The sequence below is a fragment of the Pseudomonas sp. RW3S2 genome (assembly GCF_014268955.1).
In the GTDB taxonomy this organism is placed as follows: domain Bacteria; phylum Pseudomonadota; class Gammaproteobacteria; order Pseudomonadales; family Pseudomonadaceae; genus Aquipseudomonas; species Aquipseudomonas wayambapalatensis.
Genome location: NZ_JABWRM010000022.1, coordinates 23,316 through 49,726 on the forward strand (window position 1 = coordinate 23,316; position 26,411 = coordinate 49,726).

At 62.6% G+C, this 26,411-nt stretch carries 24 protein-coding genes; 11 read left to right on the forward strand and 13 right to left on the reverse strand.

What is annotated here, in order from left to right; all coding sequences use genetic code 11:
- Window positions 1-248 precede the first annotated feature (248 nt).
- Both HU748_RS23410 and HU748_RS23415 read right to left on the reverse strand, forming a co-directional pair.
- Entirely contained in the window at window positions 249-4,043 is a 3,795-nt protein-coding gene (locus HU748_RS23410) for a sulfite exporter TauE/SafE family protein (RefSeq protein ID WP_186722139.1), read from the reverse strand.
- A gap of 348 nt (window positions 4,044-4,391) precedes the next feature.
- Window positions 4,392-4,667, reverse strand: coding sequence for a hypothetical protein (locus HU748_RS23415; protein WP_186722140.1), 276 nt, complete (start codon window positions 4,665-4,667; stop codon window positions 4,392-4,394).
- Between the two features lie 132 nt (window positions 4,668-4,799).
- Between HU748_RS23415 and HU748_RS23420 the strand changes: the two genes are divergently transcribed.
- The 3 genes from HU748_RS23420 (at window position 4,800) to HU748_RS23430 (ending at window position 6,137) form a co-directional block, all read left to right on the forward strand.
- The gene (locus HU748_RS23420) at window positions 4,800-5,171 is read left to right on the forward strand and encodes a YajD family HNH nuclease (RefSeq protein WP_054895032.1); all 372 of its coding nucleotides are present in this window, start codon (window positions 4,800-4,802) and stop codon (window positions 5,169-5,171) included.
- Between the two features lie 73 nt (window positions 5,172-5,244).
- A complete protein-coding gene (locus tag HU748_RS23425; protein ID WP_186722141.1) occupies window positions 5,245-5,715 on the forward strand; it encodes an RNA methyltransferase in 471 nt (156 codons plus the stop codon).
- 80 nt (window positions 5,716-5,795) lie between these two features.
- Window positions 5,796-6,137, forward strand: a complete 342-nt coding sequence (locus tag HU748_RS23430) for a DUF2892 domain-containing protein (RefSeq protein ID WP_063543658.1) — start codon at window positions 5,796-5,798, stop codon at window positions 6,135-6,137.
- A gap of 102 nt (window positions 6,138-6,239) precedes the next feature.
- Here HU748_RS23430 and HU748_RS23435 read toward each other — a convergent pair whose 3' ends face one another.
- Entirely contained in the window at window positions 6,240-7,448 is a 1,209-nt protein-coding gene (locus HU748_RS23435; RefSeq protein WP_186722143.1) for a hypothetical protein, read from the reverse strand.
- A 40-nt stretch (window positions 7,449-7,488) separates the two neighbouring features.
- Window positions 7,489-7,938: a YcgN family cysteine cluster protein gene (locus HU748_RS23440; protein ID WP_063543654.1), complete on the reverse strand. Its 450-nt coding sequence runs from the start codon at window positions 7,936-7,938 to the stop codon at window positions 7,489-7,491.
- A gap of 147 nt (window positions 7,939-8,085) precedes the next feature.
- On the opposite strand from HU748_RS23440, the gene HU748_RS23445 reads away from it, so the two are divergent.
- Window positions 8,086-8,679: a nitroreductase family protein gene (locus HU748_RS23445; protein ID WP_186666916.1), complete on the forward strand. Its 594-nt coding sequence runs from the start codon at window positions 8,086-8,088 to the stop codon at window positions 8,677-8,679.
- A 54-nt stretch (window positions 8,680-8,733) separates the two neighbouring features.
- Here the strand turns inward: HU748_RS23445 and HU748_RS23450 are convergent, their stop codons facing one another.
- The 4 genes from HU748_RS23450 to HU748_RS23465 all read right to left on the reverse strand — a co-directional run bounded on the left by HU748_RS23450 (window position 8,734) and on the right by HU748_RS23465 (window position 12,903).
- Window positions 8,734-9,666, reverse strand: coding sequence for a D-2-hydroxyacid dehydrogenase (locus HU748_RS23450; protein ID WP_186666917.1), 933 nt, complete (start codon window positions 9,664-9,666; stop codon window positions 8,734-8,736).
- Window positions 9,667-9,738: 72 nt separating this feature from the next.
- On the reverse strand, window positions 9,739-10,032 hold the full coding sequence (locus tag HU748_RS23455) for a YcgL domain-containing protein (protein WP_186666918.1): 294 nt from the start codon (window positions 10,030-10,032) through the stop codon (window positions 9,739-9,741).
- Window positions 10,029-11,162 (reverse strand): ribonuclease D, encoded by a 1,134-nt coding sequence (rnd, locus tag HU748_RS23460; RefSeq protein ID WP_186666919.1) that lies wholly within the window; start codon window positions 11,160-11,162, stop codon window positions 10,029-10,031. Before rnd ends, HU748_RS23455 begins: the two co-directional genes overlap by 4 nt.
- Window positions 11,163-11,265: 103 nt before the next feature.
- On the reverse strand, window positions 11,266-12,903 hold the full coding sequence (locus HU748_RS23465) for a phosphoethanolamine--lipid A transferase (RefSeq protein ID WP_186722145.1): 1,638 nt from the start codon (window positions 12,901-12,903) through the stop codon (window positions 11,266-11,268).
- A gap of 277 nt (window positions 12,904-13,180) precedes the next feature.
- Here HU748_RS23465 and HU748_RS23470 point away from each other — a divergent pair, with 277 nt between their 5' ends.
- Entirely contained in the window at window positions 13,181-13,417 is a 237-nt protein-coding gene (locus HU748_RS23470; protein WP_186722147.1) for a YdcH family protein, read from the forward strand.
- Between the two features lie 146 nt (window positions 13,418-13,563).
- Here HU748_RS23470 and HU748_RS23475 read toward each other — a convergent pair whose 3' ends face one another.
- Complete coding sequence (locus tag HU748_RS23475) at window positions 13,564-14,733, reverse strand: aminotransferase class I/II-fold pyridoxal phosphate-dependent enzyme (RefSeq protein WP_186722149.1); 1,170 nt, start codon at window positions 14,731-14,733, stop codon at window positions 13,564-13,566.
- 151 nt (window positions 14,734-14,884) lie between these two features.
- On the opposite strand from HU748_RS23475, the gene HU748_RS23480 reads away from it, so the two are divergent.
- The 4 genes from HU748_RS23480 (at window position 14,885) to HU748_RS23495 (ending at window position 18,415) form a co-directional block, all read left to right on the forward strand.
- Window positions 14,885-15,343 (forward strand): Lrp/AsnC family transcriptional regulator, encoded by a 459-nt coding sequence (locus tag HU748_RS23480; RefSeq protein WP_065861420.1) that lies wholly within the window; start codon window positions 14,885-14,887, stop codon window positions 15,341-15,343.
- Between the two features lie 143 nt (window positions 15,344-15,486).
- Entirely contained in the window at window positions 15,487-16,491 is a 1,005-nt protein-coding gene (moaA, locus tag HU748_RS23485) for a GTP 3',8-cyclase MoaA (protein ID WP_186709761.1), read from the forward strand.
- A gap of 21 nt (window positions 16,492-16,512) precedes the next feature.
- On the forward strand, window positions 16,513-17,409 hold the full coding sequence (locus HU748_RS23490; RefSeq protein WP_186709760.1) for a bestrophin family protein: 897 nt from the start codon (window positions 16,513-16,515) through the stop codon (window positions 17,407-17,409).
- A gap of 118 nt (window positions 17,410-17,527) precedes the next feature.
- Window positions 17,528-18,415: a LysR family transcriptional regulator gene (locus HU748_RS23495; protein WP_186666925.1), complete on the forward strand. Its 888-nt coding sequence runs from the start codon at window positions 17,528-17,530 to the stop codon at window positions 18,413-18,415.
- A gap of 155 nt (window positions 18,416-18,570) precedes the next feature.
- On the opposite strand, the gene HU748_RS23500 is transcribed toward HU748_RS23495, so the two are convergent.
- Window positions 18,571-19,461, reverse strand: a complete 891-nt coding sequence (locus HU748_RS23500) for a LysR family transcriptional regulator (protein WP_186666926.1) — start codon at window positions 19,459-19,461, stop codon at window positions 18,571-18,573.
- A 155-nt stretch (window positions 19,462-19,616) separates the two neighbouring features.
- On the opposite strand from HU748_RS23500, the gene HU748_RS23505 reads away from it, so the two are divergent.
- Together HU748_RS23505 and HU748_RS23510 are read left to right on the forward strand one after the other, a co-directional pair.
- Window positions 19,617-20,357: an SDR family oxidoreductase gene (locus HU748_RS23505; RefSeq protein ID WP_186666927.1), complete on the forward strand. Its 741-nt coding sequence runs from the start codon at window positions 19,617-19,619 to the stop codon at window positions 20,355-20,357.
- Window positions 20,358-21,272: 915 nt separating this feature from the next.
- A complete protein-coding gene (locus HU748_RS23510; protein WP_186722151.1) occupies window positions 21,273-24,125 on the forward strand; it encodes a winged helix-turn-helix domain-containing protein in 2,853 nt (950 codons plus the stop codon).
- Window positions 24,126-24,275: 150 nt separating this feature from the next.
- Here HU748_RS23510 and HU748_RS23515 read toward each other — a convergent pair whose 3' ends face one another.
- The 3 genes from HU748_RS23515 to HU748_RS23525 are packed head-to-tail and all read right to left on the reverse strand — an operon-like array spanning window position 24,276 to window position 26,409.
- Window positions 24,276-25,322: an EscU/YscU/HrcU family type III secretion system export apparatus switch protein gene (locus tag HU748_RS23515; protein WP_186709759.1), complete on the reverse strand. Its 1,047-nt coding sequence runs from the start codon at window positions 25,320-25,322 to the stop codon at window positions 24,276-24,278.
- A complete protein-coding gene (gene sctT, locus HU748_RS23520) occupies window positions 25,315-26,133 on the reverse strand; it encodes a type III secretion system export apparatus subunit SctT (protein ID WP_186666929.1) in 819 nt (272 codons plus the stop codon). Before sctT ends, HU748_RS23515 begins: the two co-directional genes overlap by 8 nt.
- Before the next feature lie 6 nt (window positions 26,134-26,139).
- Window positions 26,140-26,409 (reverse strand): flagellar biosynthetic protein FliQ, encoded by a 270-nt coding sequence (locus tag HU748_RS23525; RefSeq protein WP_054892864.1) that lies wholly within the window; start codon window positions 26,407-26,409, stop codon window positions 26,140-26,142.
- Window positions 26,410-26,411: the final 2 nt, after the last annotated feature.

Genomic DNA, 26,411 nt, shown 5'->3' on the forward strand with positions numbered 1-26,411 from the left:
TGATCCCAGTGTGCTACCAAGCAGGCGGGCAAGCCTGCTCGGTAGTATCACTGGAGCGGCAAGAGGCTCAGCGACGAGTTTTCAGCTCGCAAGCCGAGCGCTTTGCCAGGTGAAACAACCGACGTCAGCCGCCGTGCAAGGAGTGCCCAGGCGACTGCACACGATCACTTTGCCACTAAGCGAGCGTTACGTTGGCTGCATCCTGAACAGTTATTTTGTTTGCATGACCTGCCGAATGAAATTTACGTTCACTGGACGAAGTTACCTGCGCTGGGTTCTGGGAACTCGGTCTGCCACGCATTATCACCGTCGCCAGCATAGTTTTCGTGGTCAAGTGTCCTACGCGTCTCTCGGCGCTCCCACTCATCGGATCGAAAATCGAATATGCTCTGGTCTTTAGGCGAATCGCGCTGCCCCCAGTTATGCATGTAGGTCTGCACCCACGCATAGGCTTCGTCGCCGCCTTCTTTTAAAAGACCGTCGTTCTTGAAGTCTTCGATGTCTTTCCAATCACGTTGGGACATTTTCTTCAGTTGTTCGCTACGGGCGATGCTGAGGAATGCGCCAACGAAACCCATCGCGGCGCCGGTAATAAACCCAAGCGGCCCCGCAAAAGAAAGCACCCGCCCCAGTGTTCCAGTAATGCCGAAAGCGCTACCAATACTCCCTAAACCAGCGACGGTCGAACCTAGCCCCCCGACGATGCCTAACGAGCCAGCAGCAATCTGCAGCTTGTCGCCGGACTGGATACCACCGCGCAGACCAAATGCGCCCAAAACGATACCTATGACGCCGCCAGCGAAGTCGCCGCCTGCACCTAAGAAGCGTGAGACGCTGCCGGCGATTCGATACCCCACGCTGGCGCTGACGCCATACTTGACTCCACCGCCATTTACCATACCGCGGCTGAAGCTCTCGATCTGGCTAGGGGTTAGTCGCTTTTCCGAAGGGGTCTGTGTGGGGCTGACATCATCATCGAACGGCAGGTCTCGGAAGATATCTCGATGGTCCACGTTTGGATTTACCCGCGGATCCACATCGTCATCGAAGGGCAGGTCTCGGAAAATATCTCGACGGTCCGCGTCTGCACTTACGCCTCCTTGAGGCCGCGGATCCACATCATCATCGAAGGGCAGATCTCGGAAAATATCTCGACGGTCCGCATCTGGATTTAACCCTCCTCCGCTAGACCGCGGGTCTACATCATCATCGAAGGGCAGGTCACGGAAAACATCACGGGTGTCGCGAGCGTCTGCATCCAGTAAATCCGGATCGAAAGGAAGTTCTTTAAGCGCGTTCCGCTGCTCGACGGCAGTGAGTTTATGGAGCTCGTCCTGGAGCCCAGCAGCGCCCAGAGGATAGGTCACGGTCGGGTCCGCCCCCCACAACAAATCCTGAATCGGTGTGCTCAAGCCGAACTTGGCGTTGGTATGAGTATTAAAGAGACTGTCGTAGGTCTTACTGCCCAACGTCATGAAGCCATTGGAAAAACTCAGGAAGGTCACGAAATCCGAAGCGATGACCAATCGCCCTTCCGCTGTCGCCGCAAGGTTGGTGGGGTTGCCGACCAACTGATAAATACCGCGTATGAGCCCCATCGTCCCGGAAACAGAGCCTAATACGCCGGCGTCTTTAAGATGAGCGAACATTGTGAATACATTGCTTTTTTCACTCGCCGACAAGGGTGAGAAACCGGAAGCTTTGAAGCTTTCGGTCTTGTCCATTGCGGCACGAACGTCGTCGGTGGTCAGTTCTCGGACTTTGGCGGTTTCACCCAGCTCACGCCATACCTTGTCGATGTCGGCGGCGGTCGCCTTGTTTTGATAGATTTTCTGGAATGTTGTTTCGTAGGCATTTATGAGGTGCGAGGGCATGTCGCCAGCGGCGCGCATTGCACGAAGAATGAAATTGGTAGTATCGGAGCCTGCAAGAGCCGCATTTTCGGCACTGACGCTGCCAGGGTCGCCCATGATCTTGTCGAGTTCCATGAGCCACCCGTCACGGCTGAGGTCTCGCACGAAGTCATCGGCCTTCTGCACATCGAAATGCGCAAGCCCCATATAGATCCTCTGCACCTCCATTTTTGCAGCATCGCCTTGGCCTGCATCCTCCAGCGCTTTCAGATAGAGACGCAGATCATCGGAGCCTGCGAGGGCCTCGAGCCGCTGCTCCACAGCGTTGATTTTCTCCTCCCCGCCCTCGACCTTCGAACGTGCTTCACTCTTGAAACGTTCCAGGTCTTTCTGGATCTGAGGATCGCTGATGCCCTTGGCAAGCGCCTCATCCACGGCTCTGGCATCGAATATGGTGTCGCGCACATCACGCGACTCGAGCCACATGGGCTCTCCAGGCGCCACGAAGATGGTATCGACGCTGCCATGGGGCACAATCGGCATACCGTTTTCGACTCGGCTCTTGGCATCGAGCGCACGAATAAACTTTGCGCGTGGATCGTTCTTGTCGATACTGCAGCTCTCAACACCGGCTTTGTACTCGTCGTACATAAGCTTGAATTGCAAGTCTTGCAGGCTGAGGGGGTTACCTTTTTCATCTTTCTCGGTAGTCGCCAGCGTATCGACAGATAATTCACTGTCCGCGGGTATATTATACGTAGTCCGCAGTTCGCTCAGCACCTCGGGCGACATCTGCTTGGCAGTAGCGGCCTCTAATAACTGGGCATGAAGCGCAGGATTATAATCGGCCGACACCACAAACTTCTGCTCTTCCCCACCCGGCTTGTGCACGACATAAGTGATGAGCCCTTGACCCAATTGATCGGGGACACCAATGTCTTTGACATCTTCAGTGGACGACAGATAATCATCATTGCCCGCGAGTCGGAAACCTTCTTTCTCAGCAGCACTTATGCCCTCCAGCGTGCTGTGCATTTGCATAAACCGCTCATAGGCGGCTGGCGCAGTCGCTTCAAGCACCACTTGCGTGTCCCCCCGGCCCCATTTGACCATGAGAACCCCTTCGCCAGAGACTTCGATAGATTCGATCTGTGCCAGCTTGGGTACCGGCTGAGCATCATCGACTACCCGCAGGTCTTTATCATACGCATCCTTGAAAGCCTGTTCAGCCGGCGTGCCACTGACCGCATGGAAATCGAGCAGTGTGTCGATAAGCTTCGTCCCACCTACCGTTTCTGAAGCCGTCGGTCGTTGTATCCAACCATCGAGATATATGCCGGGCTGCGGCACAAGGTCTTCAGCATGCGCCATGTCCCAGTCGAGGGCATCGAGTTTCGAAATCGCGTAGCGCTTGCTGTCATACTCGAAAGCGATCACCCCGGTTTCTTTATCGACAGCATCAATCTTCAGCTTGTTTGGATCCACTGACTTCGGCAGTTCGTTGACCAACTCGTAACCTTGGCCCTTGAAGGTTTCAAGCGCGGATTTCGCTTTACCAATGGATTCCAACTGGGCGAACTGCGACGGAGTGAGATCGCGAGAGACCACATAGGTTTTCCCAGCGGTCATCTCCGCCTGCACGACGCCTTCCTCCAGCACACGGATGGACTTGTAATCGGCAGTCGCCAGCGGGAGCTTGTAGGAGGGATTGACGAGTTCACCCGATGAGGGCGATTGCTGAAGGTGCTTCAAACGGCTGAATCGTTTGAATGTGTCCGGCGTCAGGCGCTCATTGATCACCATCTTATTGGCACCGAACTCGAACATGATGACACCCTCGTGCTCATGCCGACGGTCAACCTTACTGGGGTCGTTATAATCCAGAAACATCAGCACATCATCATTATCCCGAGACAACGTAAATCCATCTTTCATTGCTTCGAGCGTACGGTAATCGGCCAATACAACCTTATACAACTCGGGGTCCAGCGCCTTGTCTACGACTACCTGCTTGCCGTCAAGCGTGGTGTAGGTCAGCCGCTTATTATCCTCGACGACCTCAATATGCTTATACTCGCCGAACGCGGGAGTCGCGACGTCCTTCCCAGGGTCTTTCGGTGTGTCTTTTTTCGGGGCGGCTGCACTTTCCAATGCGCGATCGAAGTCATATATTGGTTTCGCGGCAAGCATGCCAAGCCGTTGGATGGGCCCTGTAGTCATTGGAGTCCTTACCCTCAATTATCGTAATTAATTTGGTTCCCCCATATGCGTAATTACGATACTACATCCCCTCCCGCCCGCACCAAACGCACCAACTGTTCTTCACAAGATTTCGTGAAAATTGGCAATATTAAATTTTTGTGAAAGTCATACTCCAGCCTGCGGACAAACAGAAACTCAAGCCGTCAAAGGACACGCCCATATTTGCGCTTCAGCCAGCCCCAACCATGGCGCACCCTCCATCAAGCAACCGATCCTGATGCAGGATTCGACGCCTTGCGCACGTTTCACATGCGCTATAAACGAGCCGCAAGAGGTTCACTTAGTTTTGCTTTCACCTTCTGGCCCCACCCGTAAAGGCTGATCCTTTGGCGGGCCCGGCAGTGGCATCGGCGGCAGCAGCGGCAGCAGCGGCGCGCCAGGCTGACGGCTGGCGGCCTTGGGAGGCGTACTCGGGGTGATCTGCGGGTAAGGTGTGGGCGTGGGCGTGCCCGGTGCACCTGGCACCGGAGTGATGCTTCCCGAAGGCTGCCCGGCGGCATCAGCCAGCGGGGCGCAAAGCAGGAGCAGCGTGGCAAGGATCACAGGCAACATCGTTAACCTCCCGTCCGGAACCTGCCTAAAGGCTACGCCCAATTGCGCGCTTTTGCCTGTCCGCCAGGCCCGCAGGCGCGCTAGACTCAACGCCATAACCGTCATTGCCCTGATAACGAAAAAGGTAACACCATGAGCTCGGCCTCCAACTCCGCCGCCACCGCCCGCCTCGACCGCATCCTCGCCGACGCCAAGCGCGACAAGGAAATGGGCTACCGCGACAAGGCACTGAAGATGTACCCGCACGTCTGCGGGCGCTGCGCCCGTGAGTTCTCCGGCAAGCGCCTGTCGGAACTGACCGTGCACCACCGCGACCACAACCACGACAACAACCCCCAGGATGGCTCCAACTGGGAGTTGCTGTGCCTGTACTGCCACGACAACGAGCATTCGCGCTATACCGACCAGCAGTATTTCGGCGAGGGCTCGCTGAGCACGCCGAAAACCAATGTCGCCACGCACAACCCCTTCGCCGGCCTGGCTGCCCTGATGAAGAAGGACTGACCGTCGATTCATCCGCCCACGGCGTCGGCGAGCCCGTATAATCGCGCTCTTTTTTTGCGAAGGGCCCCGACTCGTGGCGAACAAACGGTACAGCTGCATCGGCCTGTTCAACCCAAAATCTGCTGAAAACGTCGGCTCGGTGATGCGAGCGGCAGGCTGCTATGGCGTCAACTCGGTGTTCTACACCGGCAAACGCTACGAGCGCGCCCGCGACTTCGTCACCGACACCAAGCGGGTGCACTACGACATCCCGCTGATCGGCATCGACGACCTGCAGCGCATCATCCCGCTGGGCTGCACGCCAGTGGCAGTGGAGCTGATCGACGGCGCACGGCCGCTGCCCGAATACACCCATCCGGATCGGGCGATCTACATCTTCGGCCCGGAGGACGGCAACCTCGACGAAAGCGTACGCGCCTGGTGCGAAGAAACCATCTACATCCCCACCCAGGGCTGCATGAACCTGGCCGCGACGGTCAATGTGGTGCTGTATGACCGGCTGGCCAAGGGCTTGAATACTCGCTCCGGGCCCAAGTTCAAGTAACGGGGATCAGGGTAATTGCACTGAACGCCGGGGCAGCCTCCAAGGTCAGCTGATGTACCAACCCACAAGGAGACCTACCCATGCTCGATATCCATTCGGCGTCAGACAGGCATGACCACAACGTCCAGGGCTGGGAGCGCGTCAGCTCACTGGCGGGCGGTGCCCTGATGATCAGCAAAGGGATGCGCCACGGCGGGCTGATCGGCTTGCTGCAGGTAGCGGTGGGCGGCATGGCGCTGGCCCGGGGCATCAAGGGCCATTGCGCGACCAAGGCCTGGTTCCACAAGCATCGTGCGGAGTACCACCGGTTGCATGCCGATATCGAACGGGGAGCGGCGGAGTTGAAGGCACTCAAGGCCAGCGCCGAGGCGGCGACCCGCACGGTGACGGTGACGGGTAAGGATCCGTTGGCTGGGGTTTGAATCGGCGGTGGCCTCTTCGCGGGCAAGCCCGCTCCTTCAGGACCTCCACCGCCTTGAGGGTGGTGTGGGAGCGGGCTTGCCCGCGAAGAAGCCGACACCCACTCAACGCAACAACTTGCTCTCCAGCACCTCGGACTCGCGCCCCAGCACGCTCTCGCTGATCTGGATGAATTCCTCCGTGCTGACACTGGCCATGCGCATCAGCGCGCGAGTGACGTCGTCCAGCGAGCGCTTGTCGTGGCTGTGCAGGCGAATCTCGCGATCCAGCGCCTGCAACAACAGCACGCCCCTGGCCACCTGCATTGCGTCGGCCTGCTCGGTGCGAAGGGTCTTGACCTTGGCGCCGTCCTTCTTCAATCGCGCCTGCAACGCCTGGTAGCGGTCATCGCTCAGGCCGCCGGCGCGGCGCAGCAGTTCGGTGGCGTAGTAGTCGGTCAGGCTCTCGCCCAGCCAGTCACTGCGATCACGGTCGTCGATCTGCGCGAACAGTTGCACCAGCTCACGCAGCAGCGGGCTGCTGCCGCTCTCGCCGATCAGCGGGCCGGTGCTGTGCAGGTACAGCGAGTTGCGCGAGGCACGCGCACCGCGCCACATGTCGTCGCGGGCACCGACCACCAGCAGCTTGGACGGATTGCGCGGGAACACCGCCTGCAACTGCGGCCAGACGAAGGTCATCAGGGTGAGGGTATCCATGCGCCGCATGCCCTGCCCCTGCGGCGCGGCGACCGTCACCTCGGTATCACCCAGGCGTGCGCGGCGGCTGCCGAGGTTGCCGGCGAGCATCCAGCCAGTGGGGCGGTCGAACAGGCGCGAGACGTTGTCGATACGGAATTTCTGCTTGCCGATGCGCGGCCAGGCCGTCTCGACACTCTTCCAGCCCGACGGCAGCTCGAAGGCCAGGCGTGTCACCAACTCGGTGCCATCCTGCTGATCGAGACGGGCTGGGGGCACGAGCTGATCGCCGCGAAACAACGCCCAATGCGGTGTGATGCGTGCCTCATAGGCGCTGCCATGGGGCTTCACATCGAGCTGCACGCGGTAGCTGAGGCTGCTCTTGCCTGCTCCGGGGTGCCAGACGCCACGGTCCTGCTGCACCTGCCATTGGCCGTCCGCCTTGAAATCGCTGTAGGCACCCTGCCTGCCCAGGTCGAATTCCAGGCTGCGCACCGGCGTGCCCTCGGCCAGGGTCAGGCGCACTTCGGCCTGGCCCGTCTGGGGCAGCAAGCGCACCTGGTAATCCAGATCGACCTTCTTCGCCCAGGCCGGGAAGCTGGCCGACAGGGCCAGTAGCAACAACAACGGGCGACGCATACAGAAACTCCTTGTTCCCCAGAGGCGCGGGCCAGGCGGATCAGCCGGCGCGAAAGATCAGGTGGTCTTCCCAGTCGTCTTCGTCGACGTCGTTCTCGCTGAGCATCCGCCCGGACTGGGAAATGCGCTGCTCATGGACCTGCTCGCGGTCGCCACAGACCAAGTGGTGCCAGGCCGGCAGATCCTTGCCCTCGCTGACCAGTCGATAGCCACAGGTGGTCGGCAGCCATTTGAACTGGTCGGCCTTGCCCGGCGTGAGCTGGATGCAGTCGGGCACCTGCTCGAAGCGGTTGGGGTAGTCGCTGCACTGGCAGGTGTTCATGTCCAGCAGTTTGCAGGCGATACGCGTGTAATAGATGCTGTTGTCATCCTCGTCTTCGAGCTTCTGCAGGCAGCATAGCCCGCAGCCGTCGCAAAGCGACTCCCACTCCTGCGGGTCGAGCTGGTCGAGGGTCTTGCGCCGCCAGAAGGGCGCGGGGTCGGCGATCATCACACGTTTTCCTGCAATCACTTTGAAGGCCGCGGCGCGCGGCGGCGCCAGTCTAGAGCCTGTCCCGACGCAATGCCATACCGCTTGTCAGTGCCGAGCGGACGCAGTAGCGTTCAGGCTTTCCCTCGTCCTTTCGCAGGAGCCCGCATGAGCGTCAATCCCCGCATCGCCGACTATGCCATCAACGAGCAGTTCATCAACCGCTGGTCACCTCGTGCGTTCACCGCTGAACCCATCAGCGAAGAGACCCTGCTGAGTTTCCTCGAAGCTGCGCGCTGGGCGCCGTCGGCCTACAACTCGCAACCCTGGCGCTTCCTCTATGCCCGCCGCGACACGCCGAACTGGGAGCGCTTCCTGGAATTCCTGGTGCCGTTCAACCGCAGCTGGGCACAGCAGGCCTCGGCGCTGGTGCTGATCCTTTCCAAGACCACCTTCACTGCCCCGGGCGCCAGCGAAGAGACACCTGCCCTGTGGCACACCTTCGATACCGGTTCGGCCTGGGGCCACCTGGCGCTGCAGGCGAGCATCAGCGGCTGGCACACTCACGGCATGGCCGGGTTCGACCAGGAACTGGCGCGCAAGGAGCTGAAGGTCCCCGAAGGTTATGTGCTGCATGCGATGGTGGCGATCGGCAAGCTGGGCGACAAGGCCAGCCTGATCGAGGCGTTGCAGGCACGTGAAGTGCCGAGTCCGCGCCGGCCGCTGAGCGAGTTGGCGGCTGAGGGGGATTTCAGCCTCTAAGACCGGGTTGGCCCTATCGCGGGAAAAACCCGCGATAGGGCCAACAGAAGCACCTCAATACCCCCGCGAGAAATCCACTTCCCCGCGCAGCCCCTGCCCCGCCGCATACGCCCGCACGTTCTCGACGAACAAGCGCACCATCGCCACCGGCGAGGTCGGCGCCGAACTGTGCCCGGTCAGCAGCAACCCCCAGGCGGTCCAGAACGGATGGCGCTGGGGCAACGGCTCCTGGCGGCAGACATCGATCACGGCACCAGCCAGGTGCCCGCTCTTGAGTGCCTCGACCAGGTCGGCATCGACCACCGCCACACCACGCCCGGCGTTGATGAACAGCGCGGTCGGCTTGAAGCACTGAAACAGCGCGGCATCGTACAGGTCATGGGTGGCCGGGGTATCCGGCAGCAGGTTGAGTACGTAATCGACCTGGCCGACCAGCCGCGGCAACGCATCCAGCCCCGCCACTTCGACGAACGGCGCCTGCTCGCGCGGGCTGCTGGCCACGCCATACAGCGTCACGCCAAACGGCAGCAGGAACTCGGCGACCCGCTGGCCGATGTCGCCGGTGCCGACGATCAGCACCTTGCGCCCTTCCAGGCTGTTGCCCGGCCGGCCATCCCAGCGCCGCTCGACCTGGCTGACCAGCCGCGCCAGTACATCGCGCTCGTGGGCCAGCATGTAGGTCAGCATGTACTCGGCCATGACCTGGCCGAAGATGCCCACCGCGCGGGTCAGGCGATAGTCACGCGGCAGGCCGTCGGCCAGCAGTGGCGTGATACCCGCCCAGGTGGACTGCATCCAGGCCGGCTTGTGGCCCTGGCGCAGCAGGCTGGCGACCAGGTGAGGCTCACCCAGCCAGATCGGGCATTCGGGGGCGTGGCGCGACAATTCGGCGGAATCGCCACTGGTCAGGACCTCCAGGTCCGGTGCCAGCTCGCCCAGCAGGCGAGCGTAAAGGGCATGATCCTGTTCAGCGATCAGAACGCGCATCTCGATGACAACCTTGCAGAACGACGAAAGCGGCCCGTCGAGGGCCGCCTGTTGATAGGGTTCGCGCCCGGCTCAGGCCGGATCGTTGCGCCGCAGCAGCTCTTCGGGCAGGTGCTCGATGTAGTCGTCGTCCGGTGGCGGCATCTGCAGGTGGTAACCCTGGTTGTCGAGGTTCTCCAGCACCTTGGCGATGTCCTCGCGAGCCAGCTTGCGCTCGGGGGTCAGCACCAGGTCGAAGGCATGCACCGGCGTACCGAAGAACGGCAGCAAGCCCTCAGGCACGCGCTCCAGCCCCTCGGCCTTGAGCACATACAGGTACATTTCGCGCTTGCGCGGGCTCTTGTAGATCGAGCAGATACGTTTCATCGAGTCTCTCCGGCACCTGCCAGGTCGTCCAGCAGGGCCTGGCCCATCCGCTCACGGCGCCAGCCGCGCAGCGAATCGGGCAATTGATAGGGGCCGTTGGGGTAACCGCTCTTGAGCAGGGCTTCCAGGGCCTTCTTGCGCAGCATCAGCTCAGGGGCGATCTGCAGGCGCTCGCCTTCGGCCTGGCCGATGGCGCGCAGGCGCTTGAGAATGCCGGCGGCTTCGATCGGCAGCGGCTCGGGCAGCACCGCGGGCCATTGCTCGGCGGGCTGGCTGGCGGCGTTCTTGATCAACTCGAGCAGCGTTGCGCCGTCCTGGCGGATGGTGCGCGGGTGCATTTCGTCGATCTTGGCCAGCGCCGACAGGGTGTCGGGCTGCCCCTTGGCCATGGGCCACAGCGAGTGTTCCTTGAGGATCCGGCTGCGCGGCACATCACGGCTGCGGGCTTCACGCTCGCGCCAGGCGCACAGCTCGCGCAACACCGCCAACTGCTGCGGGCCCAGCTTCCAGGCCAGCTTGACGTCGCGGTAAAGGGTTTCGGGCTCGACTTCACGGCGCATTTGCGCCACCAGCTCGGCGCCGTCCTCCAGCACCCAGGCGTACTTGTCATCCGACAGGCGCGGGCGCAGGGCGGTGAACAGCTCGGCCAGGTGCACGGCATCCTCGGCGGCGTAGCTGACCTGGGTGTCGGACAACGGGCGCTGCAACCAGTCGGAGCGCGTCTCGCCCTTGGGCAGCTCGATACCCAGAACTTCCTGGACCAGGCGCGAATAGCCCATCGAGAAACCGATGTTCAGGTAACCACCGGCCAACTGCGTGTCGAACAGCGGCTGCGGCAGCTTGCCGGTCAGGCGCAGCAGGACTTCGAGGTCTTCGCTGCAGGCGTGCAGCACCTTGACCACGCTACTGTCTTCGAGCAATTCGCCCAGCGGCTGCCAATCGCGGATCAGCAGAGGGTCGATCAGGTAGGCGCTTTGACCATCGCCGACCTGCACCAGGCCAGCCTTGGGATAGAAGGTATCGACCCGCATGAATTCGGTGTCGACGGCCACGAACGGCAGCGTACGCCACTTCCGGCAGAGTTCGGCCAGGGTCTGGTCGTCACGGATCCAGTGTATTTCGATGGCCACAAGGCTCTCCCACAAACATTGGCGCGCAGTATATACGGCGCGGGCACTGCTCGTGAAACCCGGGCCATCCATGGTGGCGATCAGCGGTAGCGCTGGCGCGCGATCAGTTCCTGGCCGTCAACCAGGGCCGGCACCCGGCAAACATGTCCAGCGACTGCTGGTACACCTCGGTGCGCACCTGCAGCAGGCCCAGCATCGAGTGGAACAGGTTGTCCTGGCTCAGCGGCGTGTCACGCATCTTCGACAGGCAGTCGGTATCGATGGCGAAGTCCTGGCGGTAGCTGTCGGAGAACCAGGCCAGCAGCGGAATGTGCTTTTGCTGGTCAGGGGCAAGCATGTACGGGGTGCCGTGCAGGAACAGGTTGTATTCGCCCAGCGACTCGCCATGGTCGGAGAGGTAGATCATGGCGGTGTCGACCTTGTCCTGGTGCTTGCGCAGGGTGTCGACCAGCGACGCAAGCACCTCGTCGGTGTAGGCCAGCGTGTTGTCGTAGCTGTTGACGATGTCCTGCTGGCTGCACTGGTTCAGGGCGTTGCTGCGGCACACCGGAGTGAAGCGCTCGAAGCCCGCGGGGTAACGCTTGTAGTAGTCCGGGCCATGGCTGCCCATCTGGTGCAGCACCAGCACGGTATCCTTGTCGAGGCTGTCGAGCAGCGCATCGAGGTTCTGCAGCAGGATCTGGTCATGGCACTCGCCATCGGCGCACAGGACCGGGTCCTTGGCGCTGGTGAGGTTGACGTAGTTGAATCGATCGCAGGTGCCTTTGCAGCCGGACTGGTTATCACGCCACTGCACCTCGATGCCGGCACGCCCGAGGATATCGAGCAGGCCCTCGCGGCGGCTGGCCAGGCTCGGGTCGTAGTCCTTGCGTGCCATGCCGGAGAACATGCAAGGCACCGATACTGCCGTCTCGGTCCCGCACGAATGCACATCGGTAAAGCCCAGCAGGCCAGCCTCCTTCGACAGGCGTGGCGTGGTATCGCGGCCATAACCCAGCACACCGAAGTTCTCGGCCCGGGCACTTTCACCCACCACCAGCACGGTCAGCGACTTGCGCTCATGCTTCTGCCAGGCAGCATCGCGACGGGCATCTTCGCCGTATTTCTGGAAGGGTTTGGCAGCGCTGCCGAGCTTTTCGCTGGCATAGCTGAACGACGCCCCGACGATATTGCTGGGGGTCAGCATCAAGTGCAGTTCGTGGTGATTGCGAAACAGCGACGAAAGGCCCTGGTAATTGACCAGGCCGATCGAGCCCAGGGCTGCAACGCAGGCGCCGCTGACGATGAGCTTGCCCAGCAGCTCGCGGTGCCAGGGGCGGTAGGCGATGCGCGCCTTCCAGAGCAACAACGACGGCACGACGCCCAACCCCAGCATATACAGTGCGAACTTCAACGACAGCAAGTCACGCACTTCCTCGATATTGGTTTCGGCGACATTGCGGAACATCCCGGCATCAATAAGTACGCCATATTGATTCATGAAATAGGCGACACCGGCACCACTCATGAAAAGCACAATCAAAACCGGTTTCAACACATACTTGAAGGCCAACAACGTCAATATCAGGTTGAAGGCGAACAACATCAGTACGGCAAACGCCAAGCCCAGCCACAGCCCAACCATGCCGGAGGGCAGGATGGTCTCCAGATGCTCCCAGAGGAACAGATTGAGGCCGATCAACAGGTAAAGGCTGGCCAGCAGCGTGACCCACTCGGTCCGCAGTGATTTGATTTTCAACATGGCGTTCGCAATCAGAGTTTAGAAGCGACCAGGCGTACCCGGGCGGGCACCTTGGGAAGTTGGCCGAACTGTAGAAAGCGTAGCATCAATTTTTTGTGAAAAAGACGCCAACAATCAGTTGTCATGCGTCTTTCATGATTAATTAAAGTTCATTCAGCTGCCATTCAGCCGCGTTGCGACGCTGCAGCCATGCCCGGCGAACCGCTCCCGCCTTCGGCAAACGCAGCTATCCTGAAAGATCAGGACTTTTACCAACCCCTGAAACAGAGGTGAAGAGATGCCAGTCCCGCACGATCTGCTAGCCGACCTGCATATTACCGAAGACAAATTCCAGGCCCTGATCGACAAGGATCAGGACCTGTACAAGCTGCACAAGGAATACAACGCCAAGGACAAGGAAGTGCTGGCCGCCGAAGGCAACGGCACCAACGACGAGGCGGTCAACCGCCTGCGCAAGGAGCGTCTGCTGATCAAGGACAAGATCGAACGGATCATTCATCCGCCCAAGGCTTGAGGTCGTTCGTTGCAACGCCATCGCGGGACAAGTCGGAACGCCGAACTGCCGCTCTCACAGGTGCTACGTAGTAGCTGAAACCGTTGGGTTCCTGTGGGCGCGGCGGTTCGGCGTTCCGACTTGTCCCGCGATGGCGTCAGCCGCCGTTACGCAGAGGCCGCCGCCTGCAACCCCGCCTCGAGGTCATCGATCAGGTCGCGGTAATCCTCGATCCCCATCGACAACCGCACCAGATTCTCGCTGATACCCATCACGCCCTTCTGCTCCGGGCTGAGCGAGTTGTGCGACATGGTCCAGGAATGGTTGATCATGCTCTCCACACCGCCCAGCGAGTCAGCCAGGACGAAGATCGACAACGCTTCGACCAGGCGATTGACCGCGGCACGGTCACCCTTCACACGCAGTGCCACCACCGCCCCGCCAGTGCGCATCTGGCGCTGGCACAGCGCATGCTGCGGATGGCTCGCAAGGCCTGGGTAGAAGACCTGCTCGACCTGCGGGTGCTGCTCCAGGTACTGCGCCACACGCAGGGCGTTGGCGCTCTGGCGCTCCATGCGCACATCGAGGGTCTTCAGACCGCGCAGGGCCAGGTAGCAGTCGAACGGGCCCTGGATCGCGCCCACCGCCATGCTGATCTTGCGCAGGCGCGCCAGCAGTTCAGGATTGCCCGCCACCACCACCCCGCCAGTCAGGTCGGAATGGCCGCCGATGTACTTGCTCGCCGAGTGCATCACCAGGTCCACCCCCAGGGTGATCGGTTGCTGGTTCCACGGCGAGCAGAAGGTGTTGTCGATGCAGGTGAGGATGCCGCGCTCGCGGGCCAGGTCGCACAGCGGCTTGATGTCCACCAGGTGCAGCAGCGGGTTGGTGGGCGACTCCAGCCAGATCATTTTCGTATTCGGGCGGATCGCTGCGGCGACGGCGTCCAGGTCGTTGAGGTCGACGTAGGTGGTGGTCAGGCCGCAGGTGTGTGCCCGGTAGTCCTCCATCAGGCGGAAGGTGCCGCCATAGACGCCATTCATCACCACCACGTGGGCATCCTTGGGCAGCAGCTCGAGCACCGTGGCAGTGGCGCTCACGCCCGACGCACAAGCGACCGCACCGACACCCTCTTCCAGGGCTGCGACGCAGGTTTCATAGGCGTGCCGGGTCGGGTTGCTGACGCGGCTGTAGGCGTACTCGGGGTTATCGTCCAGGCCGCGCTTGATGAACGAGCTGGAGGTGACAATGGCCGGGAAGATAGCGTTGTCGGCGACGCTGGACTGCTCGCCGGCGTGGATGGTGCGGGTGGCGAAATTGCGCGGTTTTTCGGCCATGGTCGGATCCGTTGACTGAAGGGGTCAGGTAGAAAACCGCCACTATCGCATATCCCGGCCCGACCCGCTGCAACAGCGCCAGACGTAGCAAGCGATTCCCCTATTGAGCTACTCTCGAGAAACTTTTTCTGCAAAGCCGGCCCCTATCGCCATGGACAGTTTCGACCAGCACATCCTCACCCTGCTCCAGCGCGACGCCTCGATCTCCCTCAAAGACCTGGCCGAGGCGGTCAACCTGACCACCACGCCCTGCTGGAAACGGGTCAAGCGCCTGGAGGATGAAGGCTATATCCGCGGCCGCGTCGCCCTGCTCGACCCCGAGCGCATCAACCTGGGCCTGAGCGTGTTCGTCCAGCTCAAGACCCAGCGCCACGACAGCGCCTGGCTCGAGCATTTCGCCAGGACCGTGACCGGTTTCGAGGAAGTGATGGAGTTCTACCGCATGTCCGGCGACTGGGACTACATGCTGCGGGTGGTGGTCAGCGACATTGCCGCCTACGACCGCTTCTACAAGAAGCTGATCACCAGCACCGACGGGCTGTCGAACATCACGTCCAGCTTTGCCATGGAACAGATCAAGTACACCACGGCGTTTCCGGTGTATCGGTGAGAAGATCACGGCAGCGGCCTGATGCGCCCTTACCGATCGCTTGATAGATCACACCTATCAAACGGTCGGGCAAAGCAATTTGACGCCCGTGCCTGCAGGTTATAGCGTGGACATTACCCCACCCCACCCTTCCGAGCGCGAACGTGGAACACAGCAGCCAGGCCCTGATCGACGGTTTCAACCGAAAAATCGACTACCTGCGAATGTCGGTGACCGACCGCTGCGACTTCCGCTGCGTCTACTGCATGGCCGAAGACATGCAGTTCCTGCCCCGCCAGCAGATCCTCAGCCTCGAAGAGCTCTACCAGGTCGCCGAGCGCTTCGTCGCACTGGGCACCCGCAAGATCCGCCTGACCGGTGGCGAGCCGCTGGTACGCCAGGGCATCGTCGACCTGTGCGGGCGCATCGCCGCCCTGCCCGGCCTGCGCGAGCTGTGCATGACCAGCAATGGTTCGCAGCTTGGCCGCCTGGCCCAACCGCTGTTCGATGCTGGCGTCACACGCCTGAACATCAGCCTCGACAGCCTCGATGCACAACGCTTCAAGGCCCTGACCCGCACCGGCGACCTGGCCCAGGTGATCGCCGGCATCGACGCTGCGCGCCAGGCAGGCTTCCGCCGTACCAAGCTCAACTGCGTGGTGCTCAAGGGCCGCAATGACGATGAAATCGTCGACCTGGTGCGCTTTGCCATCGACCGCGAACTGGACATCACCTTCATCGAGGAAATGCCGTTGGGCGTGATCAGCGAGCACGAGCGTGGCGAGTCGTTCTACTCCAGCGACGATGTGCGCGAGCGCCTGGAACCGCACTTCACCCTGATCGAATCGGCCGAATCCTCCCAAGGCCCGGCCCGCTACTGGCGCCTGGCCGAAGCGCCGCAGACGCGGGTCGGTTTCATCTCGCCGCACAGCCACAACTTCTGCGCCACCTGCAATCGCGTGCGCCTGACCGTCGAAGGCCGGTTGCTGCTGTGCCTGGGCAACGAGCATTCGATGGACCTCAAACAGGTCCTGCGCAGCCATCCCGGCGACAGCGAGCGCCTGGAGCAAGCGATTCGCGACGCCGTGCACCTCAAGCCCTACCGCCATCACTTCGAGGTGGGTGGCGAGGTGCAGATCCTGCGCTTCATGAACATGACCGGCGGCTGATCGGCCGTCTCTGGAACCGCCTTGATCGTCCATTCCAACACCGACATGCTGCGCATGCTGTTCACCCTGCGCGGCTCGATCGTCAAGCGCATCGCCCTGCGCTGCCTGATGGTGACCCTGCTGGCAGCGCTGATCGTGCTGGTCGAGCGACGCTACCCGGCGCTGTTCTACCCGGTCAGCGCCACGCCCTTCACCCTGCTCGGGTTGTCGCTGTCGATCTTCATGAGCTTTCGCAACAACGCCTGCTACGACCGCTGGTGGGAGGGGCGCAAGGCCTGGGGGCGGATGATCATCGAGACTCGCTCGTTCATCCGCGAAAGCGTGGTGATCGCAGATCCGGCCCTGCGACGTGAGCTGCTGCGCAGCCTGTGCGGCTTCGCCCATGCGCTGAACGCCCGCCTGCGCAACGAGGACGAACTGCGTGGCGCGAAGCCGTGGCTAGCCGAGGGCGCAGTCGGCACCGAACACAATGTCTGCGACGGCATCCTGCGCCAGATCGGCGCGCACTGCTCGCACCTGGCCACCCAGCAGCACATCAGCGAATTCCGCTATACCCTGCTCGAGCAACGCCTGCTGGGGCTGTCGGAGGTGCAGGCGACCTGCGAGCGGATCAAGGGTACGCCGCTGCCGTTCCCCTACACCCTGCTGCTGCACCGCACCATCTATATCTTCTGCCTGCTGTTGCCGTTCGCCCTGGCCCAGCCCCTGGGCTGGCTCGCGCCGCTGTTCACCACCATCGTCAGCTACACCTTCCTTGGCCTGGATGCGATCGGCAACGAACTGGAAGACCCGTTCGGCCGCGACGAGAACGACCTGCCCACCGACGCCATGGTGCGCACGCTGGAGCGCGATGTGCTGTCTGCGCTGGGCGAGCCGCTGCCGCCGGTGCTGGAGCCGGTGAAGCATGTGTTGAGCTAGGGACGGCCGCTCACAAGATTTGTCTACACAGGGTTTTTTGCGTCAGGCTAGGGGCCCGGCGCGAGCGTCCAGTCGATAAGACGTGTCGTGCAGTCCTTCTCTATCGTCAGGCCCGACCATGGACATCAAGCAGCTCAAGTTCCTCATCGCCCTCGACCAGACCCGCCACTTCGGCCAGGCCGCCGCGCTGTGCCACATCACCCAGCCGACCCTGTCGATGCGCCTGCGCAACCTGGAGGATGAGCTCGACCTGGTGCTGGTCAAGCGCGGCCAGCGTTTCGAGGGCTTCACCGAAGCCGGCGAGCGCATCCTGGCCTGGGCCAAGACCCTGCTCGCCGCCCACGACGGCCTGCAGGCCGAGGCCGCCAGTTGCCGCGGCCAGGTGGTCGGCAGCCTGCGCCTGGGCACCGTGCCGCTGGCCAGCTTCAACCCGATGGAGTTGCTGCTGCCGCTGCGCGAGAAATACCCCGAACTGCACTTCCAGCTGAGCTCGCTGAGTTCGGAGCAGATCATCGACGGCCTGAGCCGCAACCAGCTCGACCTGGGCATCTGCTACCTCGACCAGGTCAATGTCAGCTTCTTCGATGTGATCGAGCTGGGCACCACCACCATGGGCCTGCTGCACGATACCCGACACTTCCAGTTCGACGCCGAGCAACTGCGCTGGGAAGACCTCGACGGCCTGCCGCTGGGCCTGCTGAGCAAAGGCATGCACTACCGCCAGTCGCTGGACCTGAGCTTTCGCAGCCGCGGCCTGGAACCCCAGGCCGTGCTGGAAAGCGACTCGACCTTCCAACTGATCCAGGCACTGAACGCCGGCATCTGCTGCGCGGTGATGCCGCTGGACTGCGGCCTGGAAGAGCTGAGCGAACACCTGCGCATCATCCCGGTGGCCGACGCCAGCATTCACAGCCCGGTGGGCCTGTTGCTGCGTCGCAGCGAACCACGCTCGGCCATCGCCGAACAGTGCTTCGACGAAGCACGTGCACTGTTCAGCGCAGGCTGAGCCTGCTCAGCGCTTGGCCAGGCCAAGGGTGCCGAGAAGCAGAGTGCCGTGGGCAAGGGTACGCAGGTGGGGCATGGTGACGACTCCGGTCGTTGGGGTTTTCAGCTCGTAAACGCCCGCCACGCCGGTTTATTCCCTCACCGTCGGTCACCCGGTCAGCGACCTTGCCCTAACTGCGCCGCCAACCACTGCGAAAACACCCGCACCCGCGCCGACAGTTGTCGGCTCTGTGGGTACACCACCGACACCGGCATCGGCGGTGGCGGGCAGTCCGGCAACACTTCGCGCAGGCTGCCGGCCGCCAGTTCCTGGACAATCCGGTAGCGCGGGACCTGAACGATCCCCAGCCCCGACAGCGCCGCGCCGGTGTACAGGTCAACGCCGGTCACCGAAACCCTCGCTGGCAACAAACGCTCCACCACCTCACGACCGACCCTGAACTCCAGGGGCACCGCCCTGCCGGTGGCGCTGGACAGGTAATCCACCGCGAAATGCTGCTGCAAGTCGTCCAGCGTCGCGGGCGTGCCGTGTTGCGCGAGGTACTCGGGGCTTGCCACGGTCACCTGTTCAAGGCTGGCGACCTGTCGGCCGATCAACGACGAATCCTGCAGCAGGCCCGCCCGCAGCACGCAGTCCACGCCTTCGCGCACCAGATCGACCAGGCGGTCGTCCTCACCGATGCGCAGGGTAATGTCCGGGTACTGCGCCAAAAACCCACCCAGCGCCGGCATGACGAAATGCTTGGCCAGGGTGCCCTGCAGGTTGACCCGCAGCAGGCCCTTGGGCGGGGCATTGCGAAAGGCGCTTTCGGTCTCCTCGAGGTCCAGCAACAGGCGCACGCATCGGTGGTAGTAGGCCTCGCCATCGTGGGTCATGCGCACATGCCGGGTGGTGCGCTCGAGCAGGCGCACGCCGAGGCGCTGCTCCAGGCGCTTGATCAGGTTGGTGACGGTGGCCCGCGGGATCTGCAGGTCTTCGGCGGCCTGGGAAAAACTGCCGCGCTCGGCGATACGCACGAACACCTGCATTTCCTGGAAGCGATCCATGGACGGGTTCTCCTGGAAGGTGGCGGCTACGCTTGCTTCGCAAGGGAAAAGACGCCAAGGCGATAATTAAAGCAAATGGAACACTGATCGCACCTGCCGCGCAATTATCTTTTTTCGCCAACAGTCCACACTCCTTCCCACACCCACTCAGAAGGATGCCCAGCATGACCTCTCAAGTAGCCTTGATCACCGGCGCCTCGCGCGGCATCGGTGCCGCCATCGCCCGCCGCCTCAGCCGTGACGGCTTCGCCGTGGCGATCAACTACGCCAGCAACGATGACGAAGCCGATGCGCTGGTGAGCGAGATCCGCCAGGCCGGCGGCAAGGCCATCGCCCTCAAGGCCGATGTGTCCAGCGCAGGCCAGGTGCAAACCCTGTTCGACACCCTCGAGCGGCAACTGGGTCGCATCGATGTGCTGGTCAACAACGCCGGCATCCTCAAGGTCGCGCCCTTGGCGCAGACCAGCGACGAGCTGTACGCCCGCAACTTCGCGATCAACACCCAGGGCGTGTTCAACACCCTGCGCGCTGCAGCCACACGCCTGAACGACGGCGGGCGCATCATCAACCTGACCAGCACCACGCTGGCCCTGAAAATGCCAGGCTACGCCATCTACAACGGCACCAAGGCCGCGGTCGAGGCCTTCACCCAGGTGTTCGCCAAGGAGCTGCGCGGTCGCAACATCACCGTCAATGCCGTGGCCCCTGGCCCGGTGGAAACCGATCTGTTCCTGGCCGACAAGACGCCCGAGCAGATCCAGGCCGCCACTCAGGCTCCGCCCCTGGGCCGCCTGGGCCAGCCAGAGGATATCGCCGGTGTCGTCGCCTTCCTCGCCGGCCCCGACAGCGGCTGGGTCAACGGCCAGATCCTGCGCGCCAACGGCGGCGTGGCCTGAGCAGCCGATAACGCCGCCCCACGTTCCTGATCTTCCCGCCTTTCTGCACCCCGGCCCCGGGGTGCTGTCATGCGTGGCGGTTTATCGCCAGGGCCTGTTGTGGTGCAAAAAAAGATGGCACGCGCAATGTTTTCGAGCAATTACTCGAAACTTCCGGACTTTCCCAATAAAAACAGTCAATAACAAATTTAGTGCGCATGACCGCCTGCGAAAGACGACCGCAAACCTTACCGCAAACCCGCCATTTGTTTCACGATAAAGATGACAACTGCGAATGTGTTCACAAACTTCGCGATGGCGGATTACCGCCAACTAATAAACGACACACAAGGATGATCTAAATAGTATCCATAGGGGGGTCAGTTTATCCCCGCCCAACAATGAATCGCGCCGTGGCTGCGCATTGCGCACACACTTAACACCCTTTGCCAGGTATGGCGGGGAACCGCCGGGCGCTATTCGGCTTTTTGTCAGTACACACCGTCATGATCCGTACAGCCCGCGATTTACAATGCCTCCATTCGCCGTCGTCGTCCGGCAAAGCACGTCCGCGACCTCACTCATTCGGCAACCCGAACGCCATACGAATGAAACATTCGGAATTCCGAATAAAACCACGACCGACCTCGGCAGTGCGCATCGTTTCGCGAAAGTTCAAGGACGCCCGTTACCTGATAATCATCGGATCCATGGCACGGTACTTGCCAGAATTTGATCCGTTGCGGAGTCCTTCCGCGACATGCCTTGCGAAAGATGAGCGAACAATGACAAGCGAGTGGCCATTGGCTATCGAAGTTCGCCCGTGCCGCCAAGACAGACCTTTACGTCGGATCGTGCTGTTTATCCTGAACATGTGAAACAACAAAGGCGCCCTTCAAGACCGCCAATAACTAACTCATTCATAAAGGTTTAATCATGCCCCTGACCAAGACCAAGCCCGGAAAGATTGTCGCCCTGGACGCCCTGGATACCCCTGATCCGGAAAACGCCCTGTGCTTTGGGTCCTTCGTGCTATACCCCCAGCAGCATCTGCTGTTCAAGGACGGGGAGCTGGTGCAGTTGGGCAGCCGTGCGCTGCAACTGCTGGTCACGCTGGCGAGCCGAACCGGCGAGCTGTTGGAAAAGAACGAGCTGCTGGCGCTGGTCTGGCCCAAGGTCGTCGTCGAGGAATGCAACCTGCGCGCGCAGATGACCACCCTGCGCCGAGTGCTTGGCGAAGAAGGCGACTTCACCTACATCGTCACCGTACCGGGCCGCGGCTACCGCTTCGTGGCCCCGGTGACCATCCGTGAAATGGCGCCACAACCCCTGCTCGCAACGAAGACCGGCAACGATCTCCCGAGCCTTGGCAGCAGCGTCATCGGCCGCGACGACATTCGCCAGAGCCTGGCCGAAACCCTGCGCAGCCGCCGCCTGCTCACCCTCACCGGCACCGGCGGTATCGGCAAGACCACCCTGGCACTGACGCTCGCCCACGCCATGGCCGAAGACTTCAGCGAGGGGCGCACCTTCGTCGACCTCACCGAGGCTGACCAGCCTGCCTGCGTCGCCGACATGGTGGCGGCGGCGCTGGGCATCGATAGCACCGCACAAGACGCCGTGGCGCTGATCGCCGCCCTGCTCGACGAAGCACGCCACCTGCTGATCCTGGACAACTGCGACCACGTGCTCGAAGCCACCGCGACCCTGGTCGAAGCCCTGCGGCAACAGGCGCCGGGCTGCCATATCCTGGTCACCAGCCGCGAAGCCCTGCACGCCGAAGGCGAATGCGTCCACGAGGTCGCGCCGCTGCCCTGCCCCGCAAACGATCACGTGCTGTGCGCCGCCCAGGCCCTGCTCAGCCCCGCCGTCCAGTTGTTCGTCGAACGTGCCGCAGCGCACGACACAGACTTTGCCTTCGGCGATGCCGACGTGCCGGCGGCGCTCGCACTGTGCCGCACCCTCGACGGCAATCCGCTGGCCATCGAGATCGCCGCCAGCCACGTCCGCGCCTTTGGCCTGGCCTATCTGGTCGAACTGCTCGATGGCGACTTCCGCCTGCAGATGGCCGGCCGGCGTACCGCCCTGCCCCGCCACCGCACCCTGCAAGCCTCGCTGGAGTGGAGCCACGCCCTGCTGTGCACGCAGGAGCAGGCGATGTTCCGGCAGTTGTCGGTGTTCACCGGCAGCTTCACCCTCGCCGCCGCCAAGGCGGTGGTCGAGGTCCAGCCAGGCCCGTTCCAGGACACCGCCTGGCTGGTGGAAAGCCTGATGGACAAGTCACTGCTGGTGGCCGCCGGCGCGCAACCGATCAAGCGCTACCGCCTGCACCACACGGCCCGCGTGTACGCAGCGCAGCAGCTGGCTCTGCATGACGAGACTGATGCTATCGCCCAGCGCCACGCGCAATACACCCTTCAGGAGCAACGCCGCGCGGTACAAGACCTGGAGCGCCTGGACAGCGACAGCTGGCTGGCCCTGCACAGCCCCGGCAGCGACAGCGTACGCAGCGCCTTGAACTGGTGTTTCAGCGACCAGGGCGACGCCTGCCTCGGCGTCGAACTCACGCTGATGAGCGTGCCGCTGTGGCTGCGCCTGTCACGGGTCGACGAATGCCACGCCTGGGTCGACCGCGGCCTGCGTTTCGAGGCCATCACACCTCGCCAGCGCATGCTCCTGCTGACCCTCTCGGCCAGCGTCATGGCCCTGACCCGCGGTGCCGGGCAGTCGATCCGCGACGCCTGGCAGCAGGTGATCGAAGACGCCCGTACCCTGGGCGACACCGAGCATGAACTGCGCGGCCTGTGGGGCCTCTGGCACGACCACTGCTGCAGCAACCAGCACGCCGAGGCGCTGGACCTGGCCAACCAGTACATCCAGCTCAGCGAACGCACCGGCATCCTTGAGCGGCGCATGCTCGGCCGACGCATGCGTGCAACGCCGCTGTTCCAGATGGCCGACTTCGATGGCGCCCGCCAGGCGATCAGCGAAGCCCTGAGTTTCCCGATGATGCCCCGCGCCCACGTCATCGACAGCCACTTCGACCAGGGGATCGCCGCGCGCTCGCTCAAGGCCCAGGTGCAGTTGCTGCAAGGCCAGGTCGGTCAGGCCCTGCTGACCATCGAGGCCAACGTCGAGGCGGCGCTGACCCAGCACCACCCGGCCAGCCTCTGGTACACCCTGAGCCTGAGCGCGATCCCCATCACCCTGCTGGTCGGCCACGAAAAGCGCAGCCGCGAGTTTCTTGCCCGCCTCAAGGACAGCCTGGGGCACCACGAGATGCCGGTATGGCGCCTGTTCGCCCGGTGCTTCGAGCACATCCTGCTGATCCGCCAGGGCAATGCCGAAGACGGCGTGCGCGGCCTGGGCGAAGCACTCGACCAGCTCCATGCGATCGGCGACAGCCCGCTGTACAACCTGGTGCGCAGCGAGTACGCCCAAGGTCTGGCGCAACTGGGCCTGGAGCAGTTGGCCATCGAGATCCTCGACCAGACCCTGGCCGTGACCGCCGCTCGCCAGGAACGCTGGTTCCGTCCCGAGCTGTTGCGCATCAAGGCCCAACTGCTGGCCAGGCCCGATTCGCCCGAACGCCAGGCGCAAGCCCAGGAACTGCTTAATCAGGCCATGCACGAGGCCCAGGAACAGGGCGCGCGATTCTGGGCCGGACGCATCACCGCCAGCCTGTCGCAGTTGACCAGCCAACCGGAGGAAGCCCCCAGGCGCACCAGTCAGGCCTGGGATCAGCGTCGTCAGGAGCGCCTGGTCAACACACAGTTTTCACACAGGTGAGACCGTTTTGTAATTTGCCAAGGTGGTGCGTTCTAGAGGTCGAGCTCGCCTGGGATCAGACTTCCATGAGCCTTTGATGTCGGTCGCGCAACCTGGTCGCCGAGCTCCCGCAAGCTCTCGATAGCGGCACGCTGAAGGCGTCAAAGGTGCTCAGATCAACCGCGCAGCCACCAACAGATCAGCCACGGTCTGGAAGGTGCTGTCCGGCACCGGGTCCCCCGCCACGGTGCGCCGGGCAAGCTCCGCCGCCAGGCGCGCATCCATGGCATGGGGGATCCCCAGTTGCGCAGCTTCGCCAAGCATCCGCACGCTGTCTTCAGGGTCTGCCTGGCACACCACCACCGGCACCGGGGTCTCGCCGCGCACATAGCGCAAACCCACCACCCAACCACCCGCCACCCCCACCATCAACGACGCCCGGCCCAGCCCCAGCTTGGTCGCCATGGCCTGCATTTCCTGGCGCTGGCGGCGCAGCTCGCGCTTGATCAACGGATCGCCATCGGTATCCTTGCGCTCGCGCTTCTGCTCGCTGCGAGTCATGCGCATGTCGCGGCCGAACAGCCAGCGCTGCATCAGCACATCCGCCGCCCCCAGCACCAGAAACGCCGCCAGTACCGTGAACACCAGCGGCTTGAGCACCAGCAGGAAGGTCGACTGCAGGCACTCCGGCCCACACCGCGACGACTCCATCAACGCCTGCAGCGCATGGCGCCCGACCACATAGAACGCCAGCCCCAGCAAGTGCACCTTCACCAGGCCCTTGAGGAATTCCACCACGTTGCGCATGGCGAAGATCCGCTTGAAGCCCTCGGCCGGGTTGATGCGCTTGAAATCCGGCTTCAGCGGCTCGACCGAGAACACCAGCCCGCGCATGGTCACCAGGTTGGTCAGCACCACGGCCGTCACCGTCACCGCCATCACCGGCAGGGTGATGCCGATCAGCAGTTGCTCGGCGGTATCGAGCAGGCGCGGCCACACCGTGGCGAAGGGTTCGATGTAGATCTGCGCGGTCAGGTCCACCAGTGCCGTGACCTGGGCCTTGGCCCGTGGCGCGAGGATGGCGATGCACAGGGTGCAGAGCAGGATCACCACCCCCGACACCAGGTCCTGGCTCTTGGCGACCTGGCCCTTCTTGCGCGCGTCCTTGAGTTTCTTGTCCGTTGCCGGCTGCGACTTCTCTTCGCTGGTGTCAGCCATTGCCCCCCTCCACCAGGCTCTGCAGCACCCCGACCGTGCCGCGAAACTCCGCAAGCTGATCGAGCATCAGCGGCACCAGGAAGCCGATGTAGACCACCATCAGAAGGGTGAAGAACAGGTTCTTCACCGGCAGCGACAGGTCGAAGATGTGCAGGCTCGGCGCCATGCGCGAAAGGTAGGCGAGCATCAGGTCGGTGATCAGCAACGAAATCAGCAACGGCGACACCATCAGCACCCCGATGCGCATCACCTGGTCGAGGATCGACAGCACCGCCGTCAGCGCGGAACCGGCGAACAACGGCGTGAACTGGGTCACCGGCCATAACTGGTAGCTGTGCAGGTAGCCATCGACCATGAGGATGAAACCACCCGACATGAAATACAGCGCGATCAGCATCACGGTGAGCAAGGTTGCCATCACCCCCGACTCTCCCGACGACAGCGGATCCACCAGTTGCGCCATGGTCGAGCCCCGCTGCAGGTCGATCAGCTCCCCCGCCACTTCCGCCGCCCAGAACGGGATGCCGAACAACAGACCGACCACCAACCCGACCAGGAACTCCTTGATCAGCAAGCCCGCCAGCCAGAATCCGCCAAGCTCAGGCGAGGCGGTAAAGGCCGAGAACACCGGCAGGAACATCGGCACCGAAATCGCCACGGCGGCGCAGGTGCGGATCATCCCGGTCAGGCCCAAGCGGTTGAAGGCCGGGGTGATCACCACCACGCCCATGGCACGGGCCGTGGAGAGCGCGGCCGAACTGATCACCGGGTAGGCGATCTCCAGAAAGGCATTGACGAAACCTGCGTCCATGCCCGGTCAGCGCGTCCACAGCGCGAAGTTGTCCAGCACCTGGTTGCCCAGCCCCATCACCTGCCCGGCCAGCAGCGGGCCGACGAAGACGATCAGCAGCAGCACCGCCACCAGTTTGACCACTTGCGGCAGGGTCTGGTCCTGGATCTGCGTCAGTGCCTGCAAGAGGCCCACGCTCAGGCCGACGATGATCGCCACCCCCAGCGCGGGCGCCGACAGCAGCAACACCGTCATCAGCGCCTGCTTCATCAACGAAAGGAACACGTCCTGTCCCATCG